Source organism: Dactylosporangium sp. CA-139066, assembly GCF_050936175.1.
Classification (GTDB): domain Bacteria; phylum Actinomycetota; class Actinomycetes; order Mycobacteriales; family Micromonosporaceae; genus Dactylosporangium.
In genome coordinates this window covers 412,886-436,884 of record NZ_JBNJNH010000002.1, presented here as the reverse complement: position 1 = coordinate 436,884, position 23,999 = coordinate 412,886, and the positions used below count along the sequence as shown (strand labels likewise).

At 73.4% G+C, this 23,999-nt stretch carries 20 protein-coding genes; 15 read left to right on the top strand and 5 right to left on the bottom strand.

Annotation, left to right across the window (positions count from 1 at the left end; all coding sequences use genetic code 11):
• Positions 1-57 precede the first annotated feature (57 nt).
• From ppc to ACQEVU_RS46610, 9 genes are all read left to right on the top strand, one after another.
• The gene (gene ppc, locus ACQEVU_RS46650; RefSeq protein ID WP_433336208.1) at positions 58-2,886 is read left to right on the top strand and encodes a phosphoenolpyruvate carboxylase; all 2,829 of its coding nucleotides are present in this window, start codon (positions 58-60) and stop codon (positions 2,884-2,886) included.
• A gap of 73 nt (positions 2,887-2,959) precedes the next feature.
• The gene (gene cysC, locus ACQEVU_RS46645; RefSeq protein ID WP_433339693.1) at positions 2,960-4,462 is read left to right on the top strand and encodes an adenylyl-sulfate kinase; all 1,503 of its coding nucleotides are present in this window, start codon (positions 2,960-2,962) and stop codon (positions 4,460-4,462) included.
• 91 nt (positions 4,463-4,553) lie between these two features.
• Complete coding sequence (locus ACQEVU_RS46640) at positions 4,554-6,476, top strand: Wzz/FepE/Etk N-terminal domain-containing protein (RefSeq protein ID WP_433336206.1); 1,923 nt, start codon at positions 4,554-4,556, stop codon at positions 6,474-6,476.
• Positions 6,473-7,864 carry an O-antigen ligase family protein gene (locus ACQEVU_RS46635; RefSeq protein WP_433336204.1) on the top strand — a complete coding sequence of 464 codons (1,392 nt, stop codon included), beginning with the start codon at positions 6,473-6,475 and terminating at the stop codon, positions 7,862-7,864. Before ACQEVU_RS46640 ends, ACQEVU_RS46635 begins: the two co-directional genes overlap by 4 nt.
• Positions 7,861-9,084, top strand: coding sequence for a hypothetical protein (locus ACQEVU_RS46630; protein ID WP_433336202.1), 1,224 nt, complete (start codon positions 7,861-7,863; stop codon positions 9,082-9,084). Before ACQEVU_RS46635 ends, ACQEVU_RS46630 begins: the two co-directional genes overlap by 4 nt.
• 2 nt (positions 9,085-9,086) lie before the next feature.
• Positions 9,087-9,959 carry a sulfotransferase family protein gene (locus tag ACQEVU_RS46625; RefSeq protein ID WP_433336200.1) on the top strand — a complete coding sequence of 291 codons (873 nt, stop codon included), beginning with the start codon at positions 9,087-9,089 and terminating at the stop codon, positions 9,957-9,959.
• The gene (locus ACQEVU_RS46620; protein ID WP_433336198.1) at positions 9,956-11,431 is read left to right on the top strand and encodes a polysaccharide biosynthesis C-terminal domain-containing protein; all 1,476 of its coding nucleotides are present in this window, start codon (positions 9,956-9,958) and stop codon (positions 11,429-11,431) included. Before ACQEVU_RS46625 ends, ACQEVU_RS46620 begins: the two co-directional genes overlap by 4 nt.
• 33 nt (positions 11,432-11,464) lie before the next feature.
• A complete protein-coding gene (locus tag ACQEVU_RS46615) occupies positions 11,465-12,211 on the top strand; it encodes an SAM-dependent methyltransferase (RefSeq protein ID WP_433336196.1) in 747 nt (248 codons plus the stop codon).
• Between the two features lie 18 nt (positions 12,212-12,229).
• Positions 12,230-13,276 (top strand): glycoside hydrolase family 26 protein, encoded by a 1,047-nt coding sequence (locus ACQEVU_RS46610; protein ID WP_433336194.1) that lies wholly within the window; start codon positions 12,230-12,232, stop codon positions 13,274-13,276.
• On the opposite strand, the gene ACQEVU_RS46605 is transcribed toward ACQEVU_RS46610, so the two are convergent.
• Both ACQEVU_RS46605 and ACQEVU_RS46600 read right to left on the bottom strand, forming a co-directional pair.
• Complete coding sequence (locus ACQEVU_RS46605) at positions 13,265-14,047, bottom strand: patatin-like phospholipase family protein (RefSeq protein WP_433336192.1); 783 nt, start codon at positions 14,045-14,047, stop codon at positions 13,265-13,267. The two genes, ACQEVU_RS46610 and ACQEVU_RS46605, sit on opposite strands and share 12 nt — an antisense overlap.
• Positions 13,933-14,901 carry a DMT family transporter gene (locus ACQEVU_RS46600; RefSeq protein WP_433336190.1) on the bottom strand — a complete coding sequence of 323 codons (969 nt, stop codon included), beginning with the start codon at positions 14,899-14,901 and terminating at the stop codon, positions 13,933-13,935. The genes ACQEVU_RS46605 and ACQEVU_RS46600 overlap by 115 nt, the downstream gene beginning before the upstream one ends.
• Positions 14,902-14,970: 69 nt before the next feature.
• Here ACQEVU_RS46600 and ACQEVU_RS46595 point away from each other — a divergent pair, with 69 nt between their 5' ends.
• The 5 genes from ACQEVU_RS46595 (at position 14,971) to ACQEVU_RS46575 (ending at position 21,260) form a co-directional block, all read left to right on the top strand.
• Positions 14,971-16,341 carry a PLP-dependent aminotransferase family protein gene (locus ACQEVU_RS46595; RefSeq protein WP_433336188.1) on the top strand — a complete coding sequence of 457 codons (1,371 nt, stop codon included), beginning with the start codon at positions 14,971-14,973 and terminating at the stop codon, positions 16,339-16,341.
• Positions 16,342-17,181: 840 nt separating this feature from the next.
• Positions 17,182-18,771: a DUF885 domain-containing protein gene (locus ACQEVU_RS46590; protein WP_433336186.1), complete on the top strand. Its 1,590-nt coding sequence runs from the start codon at positions 17,182-17,184 to the stop codon at positions 18,769-18,771.
• Positions 18,772-18,864: 93 nt separating this feature from the next.
• Positions 18,865-20,142: a phosphopyruvate hydratase gene (eno, locus tag ACQEVU_RS46585; protein WP_433336184.1), complete on the top strand. Its 1,278-nt coding sequence runs from the start codon at positions 18,865-18,867 to the stop codon at positions 20,140-20,142.
• A 156-nt stretch (positions 20,143-20,298) separates the two neighbouring features.
• Positions 20,299-20,694, top strand: a complete 396-nt coding sequence (locus ACQEVU_RS46580; RefSeq protein WP_433336182.1) for an FtsB family cell division protein — start codon at positions 20,299-20,301, stop codon at positions 20,692-20,694.
• A complete protein-coding gene (locus ACQEVU_RS46575) occupies positions 20,661-21,260 on the top strand; it encodes a DUF501 domain-containing protein (protein ID WP_433339692.1) in 600 nt (199 codons plus the stop codon). Before ACQEVU_RS46580 ends, ACQEVU_RS46575 begins: the two co-directional genes overlap by 34 nt.
• On the opposite strand, the gene ACQEVU_RS46570 is transcribed toward ACQEVU_RS46575, so the two are convergent.
• The 3 genes from ACQEVU_RS46570 to ACQEVU_RS46560 are packed head-to-tail and all read right to left on the bottom strand — an operon-like array spanning position 21,225 to position 23,465.
• Positions 21,225-22,175, bottom strand: coding sequence for a phosphotransferase (locus tag ACQEVU_RS46570; RefSeq protein WP_433336180.1), 951 nt, complete (start codon positions 22,173-22,175; stop codon positions 21,225-21,227). The genes ACQEVU_RS46575 and ACQEVU_RS46570 overlap by 36 nt on opposite strands.
• A 14-nt stretch (positions 22,176-22,189) precedes the next feature.
• Positions 22,190-22,927, bottom strand: a complete 738-nt coding sequence (locus ACQEVU_RS46565) for a hypothetical protein (RefSeq protein ID WP_433336178.1) — start codon at positions 22,925-22,927, stop codon at positions 22,190-22,192.
• A 43-nt stretch (positions 22,928-22,970) separates the two neighbouring features.
• Entirely contained in the window at positions 22,971-23,465 is a 495-nt protein-coding gene (locus ACQEVU_RS46560; protein ID WP_433336176.1) for a cellulose binding domain-containing protein, read from the bottom strand.
• Positions 23,466-23,489: 24 nt separating this feature from the next.
• Here ACQEVU_RS46560 and ACQEVU_RS46555 point away from each other — a divergent pair, with 24 nt between their 5' ends.
• Positions 23,490-23,993, top strand: coding sequence for an amino-acid N-acetyltransferase (locus tag ACQEVU_RS46555; RefSeq protein ID WP_433336174.1), 504 nt, complete (start codon positions 23,490-23,492; stop codon positions 23,991-23,993).
• The last annotated feature ends 6 nt before the right edge of the window (positions 23,994-23,999 follow it).

Genomic DNA, 23,999 nt, shown 5'->3' with positions numbered 1-23,999 from the left:
GGACAGCGCCGTCCCCCAGCCGAGCCGATAACACCGTCCGGAGGGGACCGAATCATCATGTCTGCTGAAGCCCTCGAAGCGGCGAGCGTCGCCGACGCCGCGCTGCGGGCCGACATCCGCCGACTCGGCTCGTTGCTCGGGCAGAGCCTCGTGCGCCAGGACGGCCAGCAGCTGCTGGACCTCGTCGAGGAGGTCCGCGCGCTGGTCCGCAGCGACCCCGAGACGGCCGCCGAGCGCCTGCACGGGCTCGACGTGGTCACGGGCACGCAGCTGGCGCGGGCCTTTTCGACGTACTTCCACCTCGCCAACATCACCGAGCAGGTCCACCGCGCCCGTGAGCTGCGTCGCATCCGCGTGCGCGAGGGCGGCTGGCTGGAGCGGGCCGCGAAGCTCATCGCCGACCGCGGCGTCGGCGTGCGCGAGATCGGCTCGGTGGCGTCCAAGCTCGCCGTGCGCCCGGTCTTCACCGCGCACCCCACCGAGGCGGCCCGCCGCTCGATCCTGACCAAGCTGCGCGCCGTCGGCGACGAGCTCGAGGCCGAGGCCGTGGCGACCGCGCTGGACGGCTCGGCCGAGCCGGACAAGTCGCGCACCGCCCGCACCGACCGGCGCCTGGCCGAGCTGCTCGACCTGCTGTGGCAGACCGACGAGCTGCGCCTGGAGCGCCCGGAGCCCAGCGACGAGGCCCGCAACGCCGTCTACTACCTCGCCGACCTGGCCGAGGGCGCCGCGCCGCAGGTCCTTGACGACCTCTACGAGACGCTGCGCGACCTCGGCGTACAGCTGCCGCCGACGGCCCGGCCGCTGACCTTCGGCTCGTGGATCGGCGGCGACCGCGACGGCAACCCGTTCGTGACGCCGGCGGTGACCCGCGACGTGCTGCTGATCCAGCACGAGTACGGCATCCGCATGGCCGAGGGCGTGATCGACGCCCTGATCGACGAGATCTCCGTCTCCAAGCGCCTGCGCGGGGTGTCGCTGGACCTCTCCGCGAGCCTCGCCGCCGACCTGGACAACCTGCCGGAGCTGCCGGCCCGCTACCGCCGGGTCAACGTGGAGGAGTCCTACCGGCTCAAGCTGCGCTGCATCCGGCTCAAGCTCGGCCACACCCGGACGCGCCTGGCCACCGGCACCCCGCACAAGCCGGGCCGCGACTACCTCGGCACCTCCGAGCTGATCGCCGACCTCGAGCTCATGCGCGCCTCGCTGGCCCGCAACGGCGGCCAGCTCGCCGCCACCGGCAAGCTCGCCTCGGCGATCCGCACGCTGTCCGCGTTCGGCCTGCAGCTGGCCACGCTCGACGTGCGCGAGCACGCCGACGCCCACCACGAGGTCCTCTCGCAGCTGTACCGCCGGGTCGGCGAGGTCGACTACCCGTCGCTGGACCGCGACGCGCGCCGGCAGCTGCTCATCGACGAGCTCAACGGCCGCCGGCCCCTCGCGACCCGCGACACCGGGCTGAGCGACAGCGCCCGCAAGACGTTCGACGTCTTCGCGGCGATCCGCGAGGTGCAGGAGCGCTTCGGGCCCGAGGTCGTCGAGACGTACATCATCTCGATGACCACCGGCATCGACGACGTGCTGGCCGCGGTCGTGCTGGCCCGCGAGTGGGGCCTGGTCGAGGTCAGCGCCGGGGCCGGCTTCGGCGGCGCCTCGATGGAGTCGGCCCGCGCCCGGGTCGGCTTCGCGCCGCTGCTGGAGCAGGCCCGCGAGCTGGAGATGGCCGGCGAGCTGCTGGACGACCTGCTGTCGATCCCGGTGTACCGGGCGATCGTGCGCGCCCGCGGCGACGTGCAGGAGGTCATGCTCGGCTACTCCGACTCCAACAAGGACGCCGGCATCACCACCTCCCAGTGGATGATCCACAAGGCCCAGCGGCAGCTGCGCGACGTCGCGGCCCGCCACGGCGTGCGCCTGCGGCTCTTCCACGGCCGCGGCGGCACGGTCGGGCGCGGCGGCGGCCCCACCCACGAGGCGATCCTGGCCCAGCCGTGGGGCACGCTGGACGGCGCGATCAAGGTGACCGAGCAGGGCGAGGTCATCTCCGACAAGTACACGCTGCCCGCCCTGGCCCGGGAGAACCTCGAGCTGACGCTGGCCGCCGTGCTGCAGAGCGCGCTGCTGCACACCGAGCCCCGCCAGCCCGCCGACGCGCTGGCCCAGTGGGACGCCGCGATGGAGACCGTGTCCTCGGCCGCGTTCGCCAACTACCGGGCGCTGGTGGAGAACCCGGACCTTCCGGCGTACTTCTGGGCGGCCACCCCCACCGAGCTGCTCGGCGCCCTCAACATCGGCTCGCGCCCGGCGAAGCGGCCCAACGCCGACGCCGGCCTGTCCGGCCTGCGGGCCATCCCGTGGGTGTTCGGCTGGACGCAGTCGCGCCAGATCGTGCCCGGCTGGTTCGGCGTGGGCAGCGGCCTCAAGGCGGCCCGCGAGGCCGGCCTCGGCGACGTGCTGCGCGAGATGCACGAGAAGTGGCACTTCTTCGCCACGTTCCTGTCCAACGTCGAGATGATGCTGGTCAAGACGGATCTTGAGATCGCGTCGCGGTACGTCGAGACGCTCGTGCCGGCGCAGCTGCGGCCGATCTTCGACGTGATCCGCGAGGAGTACGAGCGGACCGTCGCCGAGGTGCTCGCGATCACCGGCGAGACGCGGCCGCTGGACCGCCAGCCGGTCCTGCAGCGCACGCTCGAGGTCCGCGACAGCTACCTGCAGCCGCTGCACCACCTCCAGGTGACGCTGCTGGACCAGTACCGCGCCAGCAAGACGGCCGACAGCGGCGCCTGGCCCGGCGGCCGGCGCTCCTCGCCGGACCCGGCGCTGGAGCGGGCGCTGCTGACCACGATCAACGGCATCGCGGCGGGCATGCGCAACACCGGATGAGCGCTGTGGCAGGCTTGCAGCCGTGTCAGCTGTGGATGGATTGGGCCCAGAAAAGTGGGTGCTGCCGGACGATGTGTTGCGAGACGCTCCGACCTATACGCCCAAACCGTCCGAACTCGCGGACCTGGAGCTGCTGCTGTCAGGGGCCTACACGCCCCTGACCGGCTTCCTGGGCTCCGCGGACCTCATCGCGCTGCGGCGCACCGGCCGGCTCGCCGACGGCACGACCTGGCCGGTGCCCGTGACGCTGGAGATCCCGCGCACGCTCGCCGAGCACCTCGACGTGACCAACCCGCTACGGCGGGTGCTCATCCTCGCCGACCTTGAGGGCGCACCCGTCGCGGCGCTGGACGCGACCGAGCTCTACCCGGCCCGCAAGACCACGTTCGGCGTCGCCGGTCGCGTCCGCCGCCTCGGCGACGGCGGCCACGGCGCCTTCCGCCGGATGCGCCGGACCCCGGCGGAGGTGCGCGGCTCGCTGCCCGCGGGCCGCATCCTCGGCGTCATCGCCGACCGGCCGCTGCACCGCCCGCAGCTGGCCCAGATCGCCCGGGCCGCCCGCACGCTCGCCGCCCACCTCATCGTCCTCGTGCCGGTCGACGGGCCCGGCCCGGACGGGCTGGCCCCCGAGGCGCTGGTGCGCTGCGTGCTCGCCGCCCGCGACCGGATGCCGTCCTCGACGATCGTGGCCCTGCCGCTGCCGCACCACGAGGGCGACGACATCCGCGACGCCATGCTGCGCACCCGGGTCGCCGCCGCCTACGGGGTCACGCACCTGCTGGCCTCCAGCGAGTCCATGCTCTCCGGCGGCGGGCTGCGGGTGCTGGTACCCCGGGAGCTGGCCTACGACGGCCGCGACGGCCAGTGGCGGTCGCTGGACGACATCCCGCCCAAGCACCGGCGCCTGCCGCTGACCGTGGCGGAGATCGAGGACCACCTCGACCGGGGCACGATCCTGCCCGAGTGGCACACGCCGCCGGCCGTGGCCCGCGAGCTCGGCCGGGCCCGGCCCCCGCGCCGCCAGCGCGGCCTCGTCGTCTTCTTTACCGGCCTGTCCGGCTCCGGCAAGTCCACGATGGCCACCGGCCTGGCCGACGCGCTGCTGGAGACCGGCGAGCGGACCGTCACGCTGCTCGACGGCGACATCGTGCGCCGCCACCTGTCGGCCGGGCTGGGCTTCTCGGCCGAGGACCGCGACACCAACATCCGCCGCATCGGCTGGGTCGCCGCCGAGGTGGGCCGGCACGGCGGGGTGGCGATCTGCTGCCCGATCGCGCCGTACCGCGACGCCCGCGCCGCCGCCCGCCAGTTCGCGCACAACGCCGGCGCCGGATTCGTGCTCGTCCACGTCTCCACACCGCTGGCCGAGTGCGAGCGGCGCGACCGCAAGGGCCTCTACGCGAAGGCCCGGGCCGGGTTGATCAAGGGCATGACCGGCATCGACGACCCCTACGAGGACCCGCTGGACGCCGAGCTCACGATCGACACGACCGACCTGTCGCAGGGCGAGGCCGTGACGCGCGTGCTGCGGTACCTCGGCAGCAACGGCTGGCTGGATCCCCGCCCAATACCCTGACACGGGTGAACCGGGGCCTATGTCCCATTACGTCCGCGCGACCCCTGGCGTTAGAGGCTGGAGAACCTGACGCCGAAGGGGCCGCCGCTTCATGGACGCCAACCGCCTGCACTCCGCCGAACCCGACTCCCCTGGTGTCGATCTGCTCGGCATGGCCCGGCGCCATTGGTGGCTGGTCCTGGTGCTCGTGCTGCTCGGCGTGGCCGGCGCGGCGCAGTTCACCACGATGCAGAGCAAGGTCTTCGAGTCCTCGACGTCCGTGCTCGTCTCGCCGATCGGCAACGGCCAGGACGCCAACTCCACGAGCGGGCGCACCAAGGGCGACATCAACCTCGACAACGAGGCGCAGCTGGTCACCTCGACGACCGTGGCCACCGACGCCGCCGCGCTCATGCGCTCGACCACCCCGCCGGACACGCTCGCGGCGAGCGTGCGGGTGGAGGTACCGCCGAACACGACCTTCCTGCTGATCACGTTCTCCGCCGACACGGCGCAGCAGGCCCAGGCCGGCTCGCACGCGTTCGCCGAGGCGTACCTGCGCAACCGCGAGGAGTCGGCCAAGGCCGACGTCGCCGCGCGCATCGCGATCCTCAACGACAAGATCAACCAGCTCAACGCCGGGCTCACGCAGATCAACAGCAAGCTGGCGACGCTCAAGCAGAACGACCCCAACCGGCCCAACCTGGAGAGCCAGCGCAGCACGGCGACCGCGCAGATCAACACGCTCGCCGGCCAGCTGAACCAGCTGCTCACCACGACCGTCAGCGCCGGCAAGATCACCCGCGACGCGGACCTGCCCCGCACCCCGGTCAAGCCCAACCGCCTGCTCAACCTGGCCAGCGGCGCGATGGTCGGCCTCCTGCTCGGCGTCGGCGCGGCCATGCTGCGCGAGCGGCTCGACCAGCGCCTCCGCCGCGCCTCCGACCTGCCGCGGCGGGTCGACGTGGCCGTGCTGGCCGCCGTGCCGAGCCGGGTCAAGCCGCGCCTCGACGACGTGTTCGCGCCGTTCGGCGCCGGCGGGCGGATCTTCAACCGGCTTCGCAACGAGGTCCTGGCGAGCATCCCGGCCCCGGCCGGCGGCGACGCCCGCGTCGCGCTCGCCGGCCAGGTCGTGGTCGTCGCCGGGGCGAGCCGCGGCGCCGCCTCCACGGTCGTCGCGGCCAACCTCGCCGCCGCGTTCGCCCGCACGGGCGCCGAGACCGTGCTCGTCTGCGCGCACCTGCCCGACAGCCTCGTCGACACCGCCTCCGTGCACCGGATGCTCGGCGTGCGCGCGGTGCCGGGCCTGTCCGACGTGCTCGCCGGGCGGTTCTCGCTCAGCAGCGCCACCCAGCGCGCGCCGCGGCACCCGAACCTCAGCGTCGTCACCACCGGCGGCACCGCCAGCGCCGGCGGGCTGCTGCAGTCGCAGGCGCTGCGGGACACCCTCGCCACGCTGCGCGAGCGGGCCGCGTACGTCGTCGTCGAGGCGCCGTCGACCGCCACCAGCGCCGACGCGCAGAGCCTGGCCGCGCTCGCCGACGCCGCGATCGTCTCCGTCGAGCTGCGCCGCACCCGCAACACCGAGATCGCCGACGCCGCCGACCAGCTGCGCCGGGTCGGCACCCCGCTGCTCGGGGCGGTCGTGCTGCCCAAGCTCGCCGCGCCGCGCGGCGGCGACGAGCGGGCGGCGACCGCGGCGGCCACGGCGGTCGTGCCGGCCGACGACATGACCGCGGTGCTCGACAAGCTGCCGCCGAAGGAGCCCGTCCGCGAGGAGGAGCCGGTGTCCAAGCGGATCCGCACGGCGCCGTCCGCGCCGTCCGCTTCCGCGGCCCCGTCCGCGCCGGCCGCCCCCGCCAAGGCCGCCGCCCCGGCCAAGGCCGCCGTCGCGCCGGTCAAGGCGTCCGCCGTGCCGGCCCCGGCCTCCCCGCCCGAGCCGCCGAAGCCGCCGAAGCGCGTGACCCACACCATCTCGGTCACCCGCATCCCGACCGAGGCCCCCAGCGAGAACGGCGCCGACAAGCGCCGATGACGACCCTCGCGAGCCACCCCTCCGCCCGGCCGATGGCCGAGCCCGCCGCACCACCGCGGCCGTTCAAGCCGGCCCACCGGCTGCACGCCTGGCCGCTGACCGGGATTTTGCTGCTGTACCCGCTGTGGTGGGCCCTCGGCCTCGGCGTGCTGATCTTCTTCATCGCCGCGGTGCCGATGCTGTGGGCCCTGGTGCGCCACGCCGCGGCCGGGCACGTGGTGAAGCTGCCGCCCGCGTTCCTGCTGTGGCTGCTCTTCCTGGCCGTCGTCGGCTTCGGGCTGTTCACGCTCGGCGCCGACCCGGCCGGCACGGTCCCCGGCACGGCGGCGAGCCGCCTGGTGTCGTACGCGTTCCGCCTCGGCGGCTACGGCGCGCTGACGGTCCTGCTGGTGTACGCCGGCAACCTCGACCGCCGCGCGGTGACCCAGGAGCGACTGGTGCGCCTGCTCGGCTGGCTGTTCATGGTCACCGTGGCGGGCGGCCTGCTGGGCATGCTCGCGCCGCGCTTCGAGTTCACCGCGCCCTTCGAGCTGCTGCTGCCGGCCCACGTGCGCCACGACGGCTTCGTGCAGTCGCTGGTCCACCCGACCGCCGCCCAGGTCATGAACCTGCTCGGCGGGGAGGCGCCGCGGCCGGGAGCGCCGTGGGGGTACACCAACACCTGGGGCAACAACGTGTGCCTCCTGGCCGGCTGGCTCGCCGTCGCGGGCTTCACGATGGCGCGCACCCGGCGGGCCAAGCTCCTCGCCGCCGCGACGCTGCTCGTGTCGATCGTGCCGATCGTGTACTCGCTCAACCGCGGCCTGTGGATCGGCCTCGCCGCGATGGTGGTCTACGTCGCCGTGCGCCTGGCCCTGCGCGGCCGGCTCGCCGCGCTCGGGCTGGTCGCCGTCGCCGGGGTCGCGGTCGCCGTGGCCCTGGCCGTGACGCCGCTCGGCGACGTGGTCAACGCCCGGGTCGAGCACGGCAAGTCCAACGGCGTGCGCATGTACACCACCCAGAAGGCCATCGACGGCATGCGGGAGTCGCCGCTGATCGGGTTCGGCTCGACCCGCACCACCATCGGCGGGCGCAACTCGATCGCGGTCGGGGAGAGCGCGAACTGCGAGCGCTGCGGCAACTTCACCATCGGGGGCAACGGCCAGCTCTGGCAGCTGCTGTACGCCCACGGCCTGCTCGGCACCCTCACGTACGCCGGCTTCTTCCTGGCCGGCCTGTGGCGGTTCCGGCGCGACGCCACGCCGATCGGGCTGGCCGGCGGCGCCGCGCTCGTATCCAGCTTCACGGCGATGCTCTGGTACAACTCGCTCGTCACCCCGCTGGCCCTGACGTTCCTGGCCTATGCCGTCCTGTGGCGCAACCAGCAGAGGGGTTTCACGCAGCCATGAGTCCGATCAAGACCGCCCCCGCCGCCCTGCGGGCCGACGACGAGCAGCTGCGCGCCCGGTACATCGACGAGGTCCTCGGCCTGCTGTACCCGGGCGATTCCCCGGCGGCAACCGGCGGGCCGTCGGTGGAGTACCTCGTCATCCCCAACGCCCGCAAGCCGCGGCTGCTGGTGCCGGCCGACGACCGCCGGGTGGCCGCGGCCGCCGTGCGCCGCTACGCCGAGCCGCAGGGCCGGCTGGCCCGGCTCAAGCGCGACGCCGTCGTCACCGCGCTGCGCACGGGCCTGTCCGGGCTGCTGCTGCGCGACCGGCTGCGGATCCGCCCCGGCGGCGACACCATCGACGCCTACCTCGACCGCGCGCTCGGCCCCGGCCTGCGCCTGAGTGTCCACATCGGACCGGCGCGGGCCAACCGCAAGCCGGTGCTGCAGCTGCTCGACGCCGAGGGGCACACGCGCGCCTTCGCCAAGCTCGGCACCTCGGCGCTGACCCGCACGCTGGTGCGGGCCGAGGCCAACGCGCTCGCCGCGGTCGGCGCGGCCGGGCTGCGCACCGTCCAGGTGCCCGACGTCATGCACGCCGGGCAGTGGGGCGAGCACGAGGTCCTGGTGCAGTCGGCGCTGCCGGTGTGGCGCCCGCGCGCTCCGCTGACCGCGCCACGCCTGGCCGCCGCGATGCTCGAGGTGGCCCGCTGCTGCGGCACCAGCCACGGCACGCTGGCCGGCAGCGGCTACTGGACCCGGCTGCGAGAGCGGCTGGCCGCCGTCGCCGGCCACGCCGAGGGCGCCGCGCTCTCGTCCGCGGCCGAGCGGATCGTCCGCGCGACCGGCAACGTCAACCTGTCGTTCGGCTCGTGGCACGGCGACTGGTCGCCGTGGAACATGGCCGGCGTCGAGGGCGCCGTGCTGGTCTGGGACTGGGAGCGGTTCACCCCCGGCGTGCCGATCGGCTACGACGCTCTGCACCACGCCCTGCAGGTCGGCATCGGCCGCTCGCCGAGCGCCGGGCAGGCCGTCAACGACCTCGTCGCGGCGGCGCCCGACCTGATGCTGCCCTTCGGCGTGGTGCACCGCCAGGCGGTCGAGGTGACGGCGCTGCTGTACCTCGTCGACCTGGCCACCCGGTACGTCACCGACCGGCAGGCGGAGGCCGGCGCCCGGCTGGGCGTCCTCGGCAGCTGGCTGCTGCCCGTCCTCGTCGCGCGAGTGGAGGCGCTGTAACCATGCCCGTGCAGGTTCCCGAGACGATGAAGCGCATCGTCCACTTCGGATCGCGCAACTACGGCCAGCTCACCGCCGGGCGCCGGATGCTGCCGTCGTTCCTCATCTGCGGCGGGCAGCGCTGCGGTACCACGTCCCTCTACCGGGCCCTCGCCGCGCACCCCGCCGTCATCAAGGCGGTGCTGCACAAGGGTGTGCACTACTTCGACGTCGGCTACCACCGCGGCCTGCGCTGGTATCGCGGCCACTTCCCGCTGCAGCGGCGGGCCGAGCGGGTGCGGGCCGAGTTCGGGGTGCCCGCGCAGACGTTCGAGTCCAGCCCGTACTACATGTACCACCCGCACGCGCTGGCCCGCATCGCCGCCGACCTGCCCGGCGTGCGCCTCGTCGTGCTCGTGCGCGACCCGGTCGAGCGGGCGTACTCCCAGCACGCCCACGAGGTCGCCCGCGGCTTCGAGACCGAGATGGACTTCGGCCGGGCGCTCGAGCTCGAGCGGGACCGCCTCGACGGGCAGCGCGAGCGGCTGCTGACCGACCCGTACGCGTACAGCTTCTCCCATCAGCACCACGCCTACCGGGCGCGCGGCGAGTACATCGAGTACATCGAGCCGATGGCCCGCCTGCTCGGCCCCGATCGCGTGCACGTGGTCGACAGCGGCGAGTTCTTCACCAACCCGGAGCCGGTCTACGACGCCGTCGTGGACTTCCTCGGCCTGCCGCACGTCAACGCCTACCCGGCGTTCGAGCGGCACAACGCGCGGCCCCGCAACCGCCTCGACGACTCGATCGCCCAGCAGTTGGCCGAGCACTACGCGCCCTACGACGAGCGGCTCGCCGACTTCCTCGGCCGCCGGCCGTCCTGGATGATGCCGTGACCGCAACGCTGGAGCGGCCCGCGATCGAGTCGCCCGGCGGAATGCTGCGCGGCGCGGCCCGCGGCGGGATCGCCAACCTCGCCGGCACCGTGTGCACCGGGTTCGCCGGGGTCGGCGTCACCTGGCTCGCGGCGCGGGCGCTCGACCCGCATGCGGCGGGCGCCTTCTTCGCCGCCACGGCGACGTTCGGCCTCGGGGTCACCGTGGCCAAGCTCGGCGTGCAGACGTCGCTGGTGTACTGGCCGGCGCGGATGCGCGCGGTCGGCGACCTGTCCCGGTTCGCCGAGTGTCTGCGGGTGGCGATGGTCCCGGTGGCCGTGGCCGCCGCCGTCATCGCCGCCGGGCTGTTCCTGGCGCCGGAGCTGGTGCCGGGGCGGCCCGACCTGACCCGGGCGCTCGCGGTGTTCCTGCCGGCGGCGGCCTTCACCGACGTGCTGCTGTCCACCACCCGCGGGCTGCGCGCGATGCGCCCTACGGTGCTGCTGGACCGCGTGCTGCGCCCGGCCGCGCAGCTCGTGCTGCTCGCGCTGGTGTGGGCGGCCGGCTGGGGCGAGGATGTGTTCGCCGCGCTGTGGGCGCTGCCGTACCTGCCGGCGGCGCTGCTGGCGGGCTACACGCTCCAACGGCTGAAAGCGCGGTTGAGCCCCGAGAAATCGGATACCACCGACTTCACGCCGAAGCGTTTCTGGGTCTTCACCGCGCCCCGGGCGGTGGCGAGCTTCGCCCAGATGGCGCTGCAGCGGGTCGACGTGCTCATGGTCGCCGCGCTGGCGGGCCTGGCCCCGGCGGCCATGTACGCGGTGGCCGGGCGGTTCGTCATCCTCGGGCAGTTCGTCAACCAGGGCGTCTCGCAGTCCGTGCAGCCGCGGCTGGCCGAGCGCCTCGCCGTGCGCGACCTCGACGGGGCGAACCTGCTCTACCGGCAGGCGACCGCATGGGTCGTGCTGTGCTGCTGGCCGATGTACCTGCTCGTGTTCGCCTACGCCCCGCTGTACCTCGGCGTCTTCGGCGAGCACTACGAGAACGGCGTCGGCGTGGTGCGCGTGCTGGCCGCCGCGATGATGGTGGCGACCGCCTGCGGCATGGTCGACGTCGTGCTCGCCATGGCCGGGCGCACCTGGTGGAACCTCGTCAACGTGGCGCTGGCGCTGCTGGTCATGCTCGGCGTCGACGCGCTGCTCATCCCCCGCAGCGGCGCATTCGGCGCGGCGGTGGGCCTCGCGGCCGCGGTGCTCGTGAACAACCTCGTCCCGCTCGCGCAGGTGATGCGCGGGCTGGGGCTGCACCCCTTCGGCCGGGCGACCCTGCTCGCCTGTGCCATGGCGACCGGATGTTTCGCCGTACCCCAGCTCGCGCTGGCGGCCGGGCACCCGGGCCTGGTCGTCAAGTTCGTCGCCTCCGGGGCGGGTGCCGTCCTGTACTGCACGGCGGCGTGGAAGTTCCGAAAAGTGTTGCTGCAAGGGAAACGCTGAAACGCACGGGGGAAGAACAATGGGGGGAACGAATTGAGGACTGACTACGCGGAGGTCTTCCAGTCGGAGGCGGCGGTCGACAAGTACGAGCGGGTCGTCTACGCGCCGGAGACGTACGCGACGGCGGTGAGCGGCCGCCAGCGGGCGTTCCTGCGCCGGCTCGTGCGGCGGGAGTTCACCGCCCGGCGCCCGGTCCAGCACGACTTCGCCTGCGGCACCGGGCGGGCGATCAAGCTCCTGCACGGCGTCGTGCGGGCCGCGCACGGATACGACTCGTCGGCGCAGATGCTCGCGAAGGCCGAGGAGGCGGGCGTCTACGCGAAGCTGCACCAGGTGACCGAGGACGGGCCGGTGCCCGAACCGGCCACTGTGGAGGGACCGGCGCTGGTGACGGTGTTCCGGCTGCTGCTCAATGCCCCGAAGGACGTGCGCGACCGGGCGATCGCGTTCGCCGCGCGGATCCTGCCGGAGGCGGACTCGGGGCTGCTGGTCGTGGAGAACCACGGCAACCGCTCGTCGCTGCGCCACCTGCGCCACCGCCGGCAGAGCGGCAACGCGTGGTTCGCCGAGCTGCAGCACGCCGAGGTCGAGCAGCTGCTGGCCCGGCACGGGTTCGAGGTCATCGACCGGCGCGGCTTCGCCGTGTTCCCGGCCGGGGCGTACCGGAGGGAGTGGCTGCGGCCGATGGCCTGGCGGGCCGACGACCTCGCCACCCGCTCGCGCCGTCTCTCCGCGGTGGCCACGGACGTTCTCTATGTAGCGAGGCGCATCCCGAAGTAACCACCGGGGAGTGAGTGCATGAAGCGGATCGTGCTGACGATCGCCGTGGTGGCCGCGACAGTGGCGGCCGCCGCGGCGGTGACGTGGACGGTGCTGGACCGCGGCCACCAGCCGCGGCCCCCGTCCGCCGGGCCGTCGTCCACCGTGGACAGCGGCTCGCCGCCGGGCATCGCGACGTCCGTCGGGCCGTTCGCGGCGGGCCCGGTGGCGCCGCCCAAGCACGGGTCGTACCTCGGCGCGTGGGTGCGCCCGCAGAGCCTGACCGAGTCGGGCCGGGTGACCGCGATGACGGCGTGGGAGCACTCGCTGGGCCGCAAGATGGCGATCGTCAACACGTACCGCCGCTTCGACGAGAACTTCTTCAACGAGTCCGACCGTCAGTTCACGGCCCGCGGCAGCACGCTGATGCTGTCGTGGGCCGGCGGCGACACGCGGCTGATCACCATGGGCCGCTACGACGACCTGATCCGCCAGCGCGCCCGCGAGCTCAAGGCCTTCGGCCGTCCGGTGCTGCTGCGGTACCGCTGGGAGATGGACCGCCCGAACCTGCGCGCGCAGATGTGGTCGGGGGCGGACTACGTGGCGGCGTGGAAGTACGTGCGCAACATCTTCACCCAGGAGGGCGCGACGAACGCGTCGTGGGTCTGGTGCCCGACCGCCGAGGGCTTCGCCAACGACGCCGCGGACTTCTACCCCGGCGACGACGCCGTCGACTGGACGTGCGTCGACGTGTACGCGGGCACGAAGTACGGCACCATCGGCGCCCTCATGCGCGGCTTCCTCGAGTTCTGCGCCAAGCACCCGAGCAAGCCGGTGATGGTCGGCGAGTTCGGCATCGCCCGCAGCTGGGGCACCCAGCAGCGGGCGGCCTGGCTCGCCGACGCCTCGGCCACGTTCAAGGCCAACCCGCAGATCCGGGCGGTGCTGTACTTCGAGTCCGACCCCACCGACAACAAGGGCCCGACGAACCAGTTCATGGTCTCCGACGACCCGGACGTGTTCGCCGCGTTCCGCTCCTCGCTCGCCCAGGACGCCTACTACAAGCCGATGGCGTCAAAGGGTTAGCGCGCGCCCCTGCCGCTCGGCCGCGGCCAGCACCGGGACCCACCGCTCGGCGTCGAACACGTTGCCGCCGATGGCCTCCATGGTGTCGTCGTCGGGCTCGATGAGCACGAACCGCGGGTCGAGCGCGTCGCGCTGCAGCAGCGGCATGCGCGGCGCCACCACGTACACCTGGTCGTAGTCGGCGGCCAGGTCGGCGTTGGTGCGCGAGCGCAGCCCGCCGTCCATGTAGCGCGACCCGTTGACCGGGATCGGCGGGAAGATGCAGGGCACGGCGCAGCTGGCGGTGACGGCGGGCACGAGGGGTACACCGGAATGCTCGTCCCAGACCACCGGCTCACCGGAAGCGGTGTCCACGGCGGTGACCACCAGCCGCGCCGGCCATCCCTCGATCGGCAGCCGCCGCGCGAACGCGGCCAGCCACGGATCCGGCGGCCCGACCTCGGCCTGCAGCGCGATCGCGCCGATCTGCTTGCGCATGTCCTCCGGGGCCAGGGACTCGTCCTGCAGCAGCGAGAAGGCGACCGCGCCGCGCTCCCAGTCCGCGCGCATCGGCGGGTCGCCGGGCCCGAGCGGGGCCTCGATCGCGGCGGCGGTGCGCGGGTCGCCGAACGCGGCGATGAGCGCGCCGGTCATGGCGCCCGCGGAGGTACCGAGGATCAGGTCGGACCGGCCGAGGTCGATGCCCCGGTCGTGCAGTCCGACGAGGATGCCGAGTTGCCAGGCGACGCCGGTGATCCCGCCGGCGCCGAGGACGAGCGCAGTGCGTTCCATGCATCCTGCTTAACACGTACGGCCGCCAGTGCCAGCCCGGCGCCCACGAGCAGCACCCCGGCCACCTTCGCCGGCGCGGGCGCCTCCCGGTCGACCACGGCGGTGGTGACCAGGGCGAATACCGGCACCAGGGCCACGAACAGGCCGGCGCGGTCCACGCCGAGGCCGGCCACGCCGGTGTACCAGAAGATGAATGCGACCACGGTCAGGAACAGGCCGAGAAACGCCAGCGCCGCGGCCTCGCCGGCCGTGGGCCACCGCGGCCGCTCGCCGGTCAGGGGCAGCAGGAGCAGCAGCATCGGTACCGCAAGAGCCGTGCTCCACGCCGAAACGCGCACCGGGCCGAGGCGCGGCAGCAACGGGGCCGCCAGCAGGGAGAACGCGGCCTCGCAGCACAGCACGCCGACGGCCGCGGCCAGCCCCGGCCCGTCGGCGACGCCGAAGCCCTCGACCAGCCCCGCGCCGGCCACGACGACCGCGGCCGCGGCGAGCAGCCGCGGTGCCGGCCGGCGGCGCTCCTGCAGCGGCCCGAGCAGCGCCAGCACCAGCGGGCTCACCCCGACGATGGTCCCGATGACCGCCGGTTCGGCGTGCCGCAGCGCGAAGAGCAGCAGCACGTTGAACGTCACGAGCCCGGTCGCCGCCACCAGCGCCAGCCGCACGAGCTCTCGCCCGGCCGGGTGAACCCACGGCCGCCGCCGCGCCACGAGCGCGAAGAGGGCCAGCGCGGCGAGCGAGTATCGAAGCGCCTGGCCGGTGAGGATCGGAAAGTCGACGATCGAACGGCTCACGGTGAACGACCCACCGAGGATCGCGCAGGTCATCACGCAGAAGAGCGCATAGCGGCGGTTCATGAAGGGGAACTTACGAGCGCAGGTGGTCCACGCTACAGTGCCACCGAGCGCTGCTTTTAGGGGGCCACTTTGTCGGTTTGGGAGGCGTTGGTCGAGCTTGACCGGACCCGCCCGCGGGTCGGCGACCAGCTCGTCGGCGCGCTGCGCGAGGCCATCACCCGCGGCCGCCTCGCCCCCGGCACCCGCCTGCCCTCGACCCGCGACCTGGCCCTGGACCTGGGCGTCTCCCGCGGCCTGGTCGTCGGCGCCTACGAGCAGCTCGCCGCCGAGGGCCGCCTGGTCTCCCGCCGCGGCTCAGGCACCGTGGTCGCCGAGGTCGTGACCGCCCTCCCGCGCCAGCGCGGCGAGGCCGTCGAGCGCCGCACCGCGGTGGCCCCCCTGCGCCCCGGCGTCCCCGACCTGGGCGCCTTCCCGCGCACCGCCTGGCGCCGCGCCTACGAGACGGCGCTGACCAGCGCCCTGGACGCCGACTTCGACTACGGCGACGCGACGGGCGTGCCGCGCCTGCGCTCGGAGCTCTCGGCCTATCTCGGCCGGGTGCGCGCCGCACTGGTACCCCCCGAGGGCCTCATCGTCACCGCGGGCGTCACCCAGGGCCTGGCGCTGCTGGCCCGCGTCCTGCTCGCCCGCGGCCACCGCCGGATCGCCCTGGAGGACCCCGGCCCCGCCGCGCTGCGCGACCACCTGCGCCGCCTGGGCATGGAGGTCGTCCCGGTACCGGTCGACGAGGACGGCGTGGACATCGGCGCCCTGTCCCGCACCCGCACCCGCGCGGTCGTCCTGACCCCCGCCCACCAGTTCCCGACCGGCGTGGTCCTGGCACCCGGCCGCCGCGCCGACGTGATCGCATGGTCCCGCCGCGTCGACGGCCTGGTGATCGAGGACGACTACGACGCGGAGTACCGCTACGACCGCGAGCCCGTGGCCTGCCTGCAGGGCCTGGCCCCCGACCGGGTCGCGCTGGTCGGCTCGGTCAGCAAGGTCCTGGCCCCCGGCCTGCGCCTGGGCTGGCTGGCGGCGCCGCCCCCGTGGCTCACCGACCTGTGCGCCGCGAAGCACGACGCGGACAACGGCGGCCCCGCGCTGCAGCAGCTGGCCTTCGCGGAGTTCCTGTCGGGCGGCGGCTACGACCGCCACCTGCGCCGCGCCCGCCGCCTGCACCGCGAGCGCCGCGACGCCGTGGTGGCGGCGCTGCGCCGCCACGTGCCGCGGGCTCGCATCGGCGGGATCGCGGCCGGGCTGCATCTGGTGATCGAGCTCCCACCCGGCACGGACGATGTGGCGCTGGCGGAGCGGGCGGCGGAGGAGGGTTTGGCGCCGTTGGCGCTGTCGACGCTGCGAATCCGCAAGGGCGGCACCCGCGGGCTGGTCCTGGGTTACGCCGCTCACACCCCGCACGAGCTGACGACGGCGGTCCGCAAGCTGGCGACGCTGCTCTGACGGTCGCGCTGATCGTGGCCCGCGCTTGACCCGCCCGTTGGCCCGTCCCGGTTTTGGCGCGACAAGTCGGGCACTCCGTGCCACGACTTGTCGGATTTTTCGCCTGTCGGGTCATAAATCGGGCATGAGCGGCTTTCGCGCGGCCGCGGCGGTGGTCGCGGGGCGGGAGGCGGGCGGCGGCGCCGCGGGGCGTGGAAGCGGCAGGCGGCCGCGCAGCGGGGAGGCCGCGCAGCGGGGAGGCCGCGCAGCGGGGAGGCCGCGCAGCGGGGAGGCCGCGCAGGGCCGCGCAGCGGGAAGGCCGCGCAGCGGGGAGGCGGCGCCGTGGGCGCGGCGCGGCGAGGGAGGCGGCGGTGGCCGCGGCGGTGGCGGTGGCCGTGGGAGGCGGCGGTGGCCGCGGGGGGGGTGGCGGTGGCCGCGGGAGGCGGGGGTGGAGGTGAGTGGCGGTGGGTGCGGCCGTCACGGCGGGCGGCGGCGCCGTGGGCGCTGGCGCGGCAAGGGAGTCGGCGGTGGACGTGAGCGGCGGTGAGTGCGGGCGTAGTGGCGGGCGGCGGTGGGCGTGGTGGCGGCGGCGCTGGGGAACTGGCGCAGCAGGGAGGCGGCGAGATCGGGGACGAGAGGCAGCGGCGCGACGAAGTGGAGGTGGCGGGGCGCGACGAAGTGGAGGTGGCGGGGGGCGACGAAGCCGAGGTGGCCCGGCGGGGAATGAGGGCCCGTGAGCACGGAAAAGGCGGGACCCGGCGCGGCGGAGCGCGGTCGAGTGGACGAGCGCCCACGGCGGCGAAACGGCGGTTCGACGTGATGGGGCACGAAACGACGACGGGCAGGCGATACCGTCGACGCATGTCGCAGGATTTCGTGCCTCTGGCCGAGCACATCGCTGACGCGCTGCTCGAGTGTGCGCCCGGCCTTGCCGCCAGCGCCGGCGATCACCGGTTCGACGACCGGCTGCCCGATTACTCCGCCGAAGGGGTTGCCGCCGACGTCGAGATGTTGCGCGACGCGTCCGCGGCGTTGAGTCAGGTCGACGTCGACGAGCTCGACGTTCAGGACCAAGTCGACCACGCGGTGCTGCTCGCCCGGGTCGAGCGGATGCTGTTCGAGCGGACCGAGATCCGCGAGCACGAATGGAACCCGCTCGTGCACAACCCCGGCACGCTGCTGCACGGGCTGATCTCGCGGACCTTCGCGCCGGCCGAGGAGCGGCTCATGTCGCTCGCGGCGCGGCTGACGAAGATTCCCGACGCGCTCGCGACCGCGCGGGAGGTGCTCGGGGACGCGCCGCGGGTGCACGTCGAGACCGCCATCGGGCAGTTCGCCGGGACCGCGCGGCTGGTGCGCGACGAGCTCGACGAGCTGTTCAAGGAGGCGCCGGGGATGGCCGAGGTGGTCGGGCCGGCGCAGGAGCGGGCGGCCGCCGAGCTGGACGCGTTCGCCGACTGGCTGCGCGGGCGGCTCGACACCGCCGAGCGCGACCCGCGGCTCGGGCGGCGGCTGTGGGAGGCGCGGCTCTGGCACACCCTCGACACCGAACTCGGCGCCCGGACCGTGCTGGAGCGGGCCGAGGCCAACCTCGAGCGGGTGAGCGAGGAGCTGGCGGAGCTTGCCGGCGGCCGGTCGGTGCGGGAGGCCCTGGCGCTGGCCGCGGCCGACGTGCCGGACAACGACACGATCGTCGAGCTGGCGAAGGTGTCGCTCGACGAGGCGACGGCGTTCGTCCGGGAGCACGACCTGGTCACGCTGATCGACGACCCGCTGGTGATCATGGAAATGCCGGAGTTCGCGCGCGGGGTGGCGGTCGCCTACTGCGACCCGCCCGGGCTGCTCGAGCCGGCCGAGCTGCCGACGTTCTTCTGCATCTCGCCCACGCCGACGGACTGGTCGGCGGAGCGGGTCGCGTCGTTCTACCGCGAGTACAACACGCACATGCTGCGCGACCTCACGGTGCATGAGGCGACGCCGGGGCACTTCCTGCAGCTGGCCCACGCGCGGCGCTTCCGCGGCCGCACCCGCGCCCGGGCGATCGGGTGGTCGGGGCCGTTCGTGGAGGGGTGGGCGGTCTATGCCGAGGAGCTCATGGCGCGCCTGGGCTTCGGCGGCCCGGAGGTGCGCCTGCAGCAGCTGAAGATGCAGCTGCGGATGAGCATCAACGCGATCATCGACCAGCGCGTGCACTGCGACGGGATGGCCGAGGACGAGGCGATGGCCCTCATGATGGAGCGTGGTTTCCAGGAGGAGGGCGAGGCGGCCGGCAAGTGGCGGCGCGCCCTGCTCAGCTCGACGCAGCTGTCGACGTACTTCGTGGGCTACACCGAGGTGCGGCAGATCGCGGATGAACGTCCGGCGAACGTTACGCTCCGCGACTGGCACGATCGCATGCTCGCCCACGGCTCGCCGCCGCCGCGCCACCTGCGCACGCTGCTGGATCTCTAACCCGAGGCGCAAGCAAGATCGGCCCGAGCGATAGGCTCGGGGTGCCGCACCGTGGCGGCCGACCAACCTTTTTCGGCAAGGAGTGACACGACAGTGGCCACTATCGAAGCAATCGGCGCGCGGGAAATCCTCGACTCGCGGGGCAACCCGACGGTCGAGGTCGAGGTCGTCCTCGACGACGGCACCCTGGCCCGTGCGGCGGTCCCCTCGGGCGCCTCCACCGGCGCCTTCGAGGCCAACGAGCTGCGCGACGGCGACAGCAAGCGCTACCTGGGCAAGGGCGTCGAGAAGGCCGTCGAGAACGTCAACGAGCGCATCGCCGAGGCCGTGCGCGGCTTCGACGCGACCGAGCAGCGCCTCATCGACCAGGCCATGCTCGACCTCGACGGCACGCCGGAGAAGTCGGGGCTGGGCGCCAACGCCATCCTCGGCGTCTCGCTCGCGGTGGCCAAGGCCGCCGCCGACTCGGCGGGCCTGAGCCTGTTCAAGTACCTGGGCGGCCCCAACGCGCACGTCCTGCCGGTGCCGATGATGAACATCCTCAACGGCGGCGCGCACGCGGACTCCAACGTGGACATCCAGGAGTTCATGATCGCCCCGATCGGCGCCCCGACGTTCCGCGAGGCGCTGCGCACCGGCGCCGAGGTGTACCACACCCTCAAGTCGGTGCTGAAGAAGAAGGGCCTGGCCACCGGCCTGGGCGACGAGGGCGGCTTCGCCCCGAGCCTGCCGACCAACGCCGCGGCGCTCGACCTGATCGCCGAGGCCGTCGAGAAGGCCGGCTACTCGCTCGGCAGCGACGTCGTGCTCGCGCTCGACGTGGCCGCCACCGAGTTCTTCAAGGACGGCTCGTACGGCTTCGAGGGCGGCAGCAAGTCGTCCGACGAGATGATCGCGTACTACACGCAGCTGGTGGACTCCTACCCGATCGTCTCCATCGAGGACCCGCTGTCCGAGGAGGACTGGGACGGCTGGAAGGCGATGACCGACGCGCTCGGCGGCCGGATCCAGATCGTCGGCGACGACCTGTTCGTCACCAACCCGCAGCGCATCGCCCGGGGCATCGCGACCTCCACCGCCAACGCGGTGCTGGTCAAGGTGAACCAGATCGGCTCGCTCACCGAGACGCTCGACGCCGTCGACCTGGCCCACCGCGCCGGGTTCCGCACGATGATGAGCCACCGCTCGGGTGAGACCGAGGACACCACGATCGCCGACCTGGCCGTGGCGCTGGGCACCGGCCAGATCAAGACCGGCGCGCCGGCCCGCTCCGAGCGGGTCGCGAAGTACAACCAGCTGCTGCGCATCGAGGACGAGCTCGACGACGCGGCGCGCTACGCCGGGCGCGGGGCCTTCCCGCGGTACCGTTAACAGATTTCGATCAAACGTTTCCGAAAAGGGTGAAGGGGCATGCAGCAGCGCACTCGGCCCGGCGGGCGTGCACCGCGCGGCCAACGCGCCGGGTCCGGCCGTGCCCCCTCCCGCCCCACGGTGGCCCGCCGTGCGGTCTCGACCGGTGGGGCCGCGATGCGCACACGCGCGCCGCAGCCCCGCCGGTTCACCAGCCGGGCCGTCCTGCTCAGCCTGGTGCTGCTGGTGCTGCTGCTCGCCTACGCCTACCCGGTCCGGGTGTACCTCGCCCAGCAGGCCGAGATCGAGGCGATGGAGGCCAGCCAGCAGCGGCAGGAGCAGAAGGTCGCCGAGATGCAGGCCCGGGCCAAGAAGTGGGACGACCCGGAGTACGTGATCTCGCAGGCCCGCCAGCGGCTGCACATGGTGCTGCCGGGGGAGAAGCCGGTCGTGGTGGTCGACCCGGCCAACAGCCAGGAGACCGACCCCACCGAGATCCCGGGCGCGCCGAAACCACCCCGGCCCTGGTACGGCAAGCTCTGGTCCAGCGTCGAGGCGGCAGACAAGCAGTGACGTCCCCCGAAAAAGCATTCGAAAAGGCCACCGAAGAGGACCTCGCGGTCGTCGCGGCGCAGCTCGGGCGCACGCCTCGGGGCACCCGCGCGGTCGCCCACCGCTGCCCGTGCGGCCTGCCCGACGTCGTGGAGACCACGCCGCGCCTGCCCGACGGCACGCCGTTCCCGACGCTGTTCTACCTCACCTGCCCGCGCGCGGTGCACGAGTGCAGCCGGCTCGAGTCGTCCGGGCTGATGCGCGAGATGGGCGCCCGCCTGGCCGAGGACCCGGAGCTGGCCAAGGCCTACCAGCGGGCCCACGAGGACTACCTGGAGCGCCGCGAGCGGGTCGGGCACGTCGAGGAGATCGCCGGGGTGTCGGCCGGCGGCATGCCGACGCGGGTGAAGTGCCTGCACGTCCACCTCGGCCACGCGCTGGCGGTCGGCCCGGGCGTCAACCCGTTCGGCGACGAGACCCTCGAGCGGGCCGCCGAGTGGTGGCGCGGCGGGCCGTGCGTCTCACTCCCGGACCGATCAGTCCAGGGCCAGTCACTCGATCTCGATGCTGGTGACGACCGACCGTAGGATCTCCCAGCCCTCGGCGTCGTCCTGGGTGCCGGTGTGCGGGCGGCGGAAGCGGCGTACCTCGACGGCGATGTCCGCCAGCGCCCACCGCAGCTGAAACAGCATGATCGTGGACGGGCGCACGAGCACGCCGGTGGCCTCGGCGTAGGCCGCGAAGATCGACCCGTCGCCGGGCTCGATGAGCCACAGGTCGCGCTCGGGCGGCGAGACGAGCACGGTGTCCCAGTCGATGAGCCGCCACCCGGTCGGGGTGCGCATGGTGTTGCCGGAGTGCGGCTCGCCGTGGGTGAGCACCGCGCGCACCGGCTCGGCCCGGCTCTGCAGCACCAGCTCGTCGTAGCGGGCGAGGACCCGCTGCAGCGGACGCCGGTGCTCGGCCAGGAGATCCGCCGCCGGTACGGCATAGGGCCCGCACGGCTCGCCCGGCCGGCGCAGCGCCGCCTCGACCTCGTCGCGGTGCGGCACCGCGAAGTCGTCGGCCCGCGCGTGGCGGCGGGCGACCGGCGGCGCGGTGTGCAGCCGGATGATCATGTCGAGGGTGGCCTGGCGGTGGGCCGGCCCGGTGAACGCGTTCCACTCGAAGCTGGCGCCGTCGACGAACGGGTAGACGGCGACGGTGAACGGCCCGCTGTGCACGGCGGCCGTGGCGGCCAGCGTGGGCACGGGCGCCACGACGAAGGTGTGCCCGGTCGCGTAGAGGTCGGCGGCGACGCGGAGCGAGGCGTCCAGCTTGGCCGGGTCGGCCGGCTCGTCGACGGTGACGAACCACCGGGAGCCCGCGGTGTCCACGAGCTCCCAGTGATGGCTGCCGAAGCCGACCGGCCGGTACGTCAGCGACTTGACCGGAATGCCCCATTCCCGCGCGAGGAGCGCCCCGAGGGTCTCCTCGGGCAGCCCGGCGGGTGGCGTCAACACCCCGACAAGGTACGTCAGTTGCCCGGCGTCGGCGGGGCCGTGTTCTCGACGATCTGCGCGCCCTTCGGCGGAACGAACGCCTGCGGGTCGGCCTTGTCGCTGTACTTCGTAAGTTCCACGCCGATCGCCTTGTCGTCCGTGCCGACCCCCTTGAACCGCGTGAGCAGGCCGTTCTCGGAGACGCAGACGTGGAACTCCTTCGCCGTGACCGCGTTGGGGTCCTGGTCCTTGGGGATGCCGGTCACGTCGAGACAGTCGCTTTTCTGACCGGCGATGGTCGCCGAATTTTCTTCGATCTTGACGCCGGGCACCACGGCGGCCGCCGTCATGAGCGCGAATGCCATCTCGGCGCTGATGAACCCGCCGCCGGCGACCGCGGAGATGTACGCCGCCCGGTCGGACTTGGACAGGTCCCCGGTCTGCACCGGGCTCTTGTTGCACACGATCTTGGTGCCGGCCTTGCCGGTGCACTGGTACAGCGAGTCCTCGGTCAGGATGAACCGCCCGTCGGCGCCCAGGTAGGCGGCCTTCGGGGGTTGCTGTACGACCGTCGTCGTCTTGCCGTCGTCGGTCTTGTAGTCGGCGGTGAAGGTGAGCTCGCCGGACTTGCCGAGGCGGTCGGCCAGCTTGCCGATCGCCTGGACGTTGTCGGCGGCCTGCTTGACCTGGCCGAGGACGCCGCACCCCAGGGTGCCGGCGCCGAGCAGGATGGCGGCGCCCGTGGCGAGCAGCCGGGATGCGGTTCGAGGCATGCGACACAATGTGGGGCCGCGCGGCCGGTCCGGCAACGATCTGTCAGCAGGGCGACCCGTTCACCGAGCAACTCGTCGGCTCGGTCGCATCACCCTTCGCCTCGAACCCCATCCGTATCGCCCCGCCGGCCTCGAGATAGGTGTTGTACGCCTGGGACCGCAGCACCAGCTTCCCCGGCGACTGCTCGGCCTTGGCGCCCCACGTCGAGGTGACGTCGACGCTCTTGGGCAGCTCGAGCTGGACCATCCAGCCGGTCAGCGGCTGGCTGCCGAGGTTGGTGACGGTCACCTCGGCGTTGAAGCCGTCCTTCCACTTGCTGCGCACCGCGTAGGCCGCCTTCACCGTGCCGGGGGCCGCGGTGCCCTTGACGCTCGGGCCGGCGCTGCTCGCGGGGGTCGGGGCGCTGGCGCGCGCCACCGGGTTCATCGGGCGGGGAGCGTCGGGCTTCGTGAAGTACAGAACCGTCATCGTGCCGGCCAGCACCGTCATCACCGCGGTGGTGATCATCAGCACCCGGTCGCGTGTCAGATGCCACATCCGCGCGCCACTACCCTTACGGCCATGGAGGTAACCGTCCGGCGGGCGCGAACCGCCGACGTGCGGGGGATCCGTCGGCTCGTCGCGATGTACGTCGCCGACCGCCGCCTGCTGTCCAAGCCGACCGTCGCGCTCTACGAGGCCGTGCAGGAGTTCTGGGTGGCCGAGCGCGCGAGCGACGGCACGATCGTGGGCTGCGGCGCCCTGCACGTGATGTGGGAGGACCTCGCCGAGGTGCGCACGGTCGCCGTCGACCCGCTCCTGCGCGGGCACAAGATCGGCCACCGGATCGTCGCCGAGCTGCTCGACGCGGCCCGGCAGATCGGCGTGCGCCGGGTCTTCGTGCTCACGTTCGAGACGCGGTTCTTCGCCTCGTTCGGGTTCGTGCCGATCGACGGCACGCCGGTCACCCATCAGGTGTACGAGGAGCTCCTGCGCTCCTACGACGAGGGCGTCGCGGAGTTCCTCGACCTCGAGCGGGTCAAGCCCAACACCCTGGGCAACCACCGCATGCTGCTGCATTTGTAGGCTTCC

What these genes read in the sequence shown, in the direction of transcription:
- ACQEVU_RS46635 (WP_433336204.1), top strand. Translation starts at nt 6,473, where the DNA reads ATGACGACCCTCGCGAGCCACCCCTCCGCCCGGCCGATGGCCGAGCCC.
- ACQEVU_RS46600 (WP_433336190.1), bottom strand. Translation starts at nt 14,901, where the DNA reads ATGAACCGCCGCTATGCGCTCTTCTGCGTGATGACCTGCGCGATCCTC.
- ACQEVU_RS46610 (WP_433336194.1), top strand. Translation starts at nt 12,230, where the DNA reads ATGAAGCGGATCGTGCTGACGATCGCCGTGGTGGCCGCGACAGTGGCG.
- ACQEVU_RS46590 (WP_433336186.1), top strand. Translation starts at nt 17,182, where the DNA reads ATGTCGCAGGATTTCGTGCCTCTGGCCGAGCACATCGCTGACGCGCTG.
- ACQEVU_RS46565 (WP_433336178.1), bottom strand. Translation starts at nt 22,927, where the DNA reads ATGCCTCGAACCGCATCCCGGCTGCTCGCCACGGGCGCCGCCATCCTG.
- ACQEVU_RS46560 (WP_433336176.1), bottom strand. Translation starts at nt 23,465, where the DNA reads ATGTGGCATCTGACACGCGACCGGGTGCTGATGATCACCACCGCGGTG.
- ACQEVU_RS46580 (WP_433336182.1), top strand. Translation starts at nt 20,299, where the DNA reads ATGCGCACACGCGCGCCGCAGCCCCGCCGGTTCACCAGCCGGGCCGTC.
- ACQEVU_RS46555 (WP_433336174.1), top strand. Translation starts at nt 23,490, where the DNA reads ATGGAGGTAACCGTCCGGCGGGCGCGAACCGCCGACGTGCGGGGGATC.
- ppc (WP_433336208.1), top strand. Translation starts at nt 58, where the DNA reads ATGTCTGCTGAAGCCCTCGAAGCGGCGAGCGTCGCCGACGCCGCGCTG.
- ACQEVU_RS46630 (WP_433336202.1), top strand. Translation starts at nt 7,861, where the DNA reads ATGAGTCCGATCAAGACCGCCCCCGCCGCCCTGCGGGCCGACGACGAG.
- ACQEVU_RS46605 (WP_433336192.1), bottom strand. Translation starts at nt 14,047, where the DNA reads ATGGAACGCACTGCGCTCGTCCTCGGCGCCGGCGGGATCACCGGCGTC.
- ACQEVU_RS46625 (WP_433336200.1), top strand. Translation starts at nt 9,087, where the DNA reads ATGCCCGTGCAGGTTCCCGAGACGATGAAGCGCATCGTCCACTTCGGA.
- ACQEVU_RS46640 (WP_433336206.1), top strand. Translation starts at nt 4,554, where the DNA reads ATGGACGCCAACCGCCTGCACTCCGCCGAACCCGACTCCCCTGGTGTC.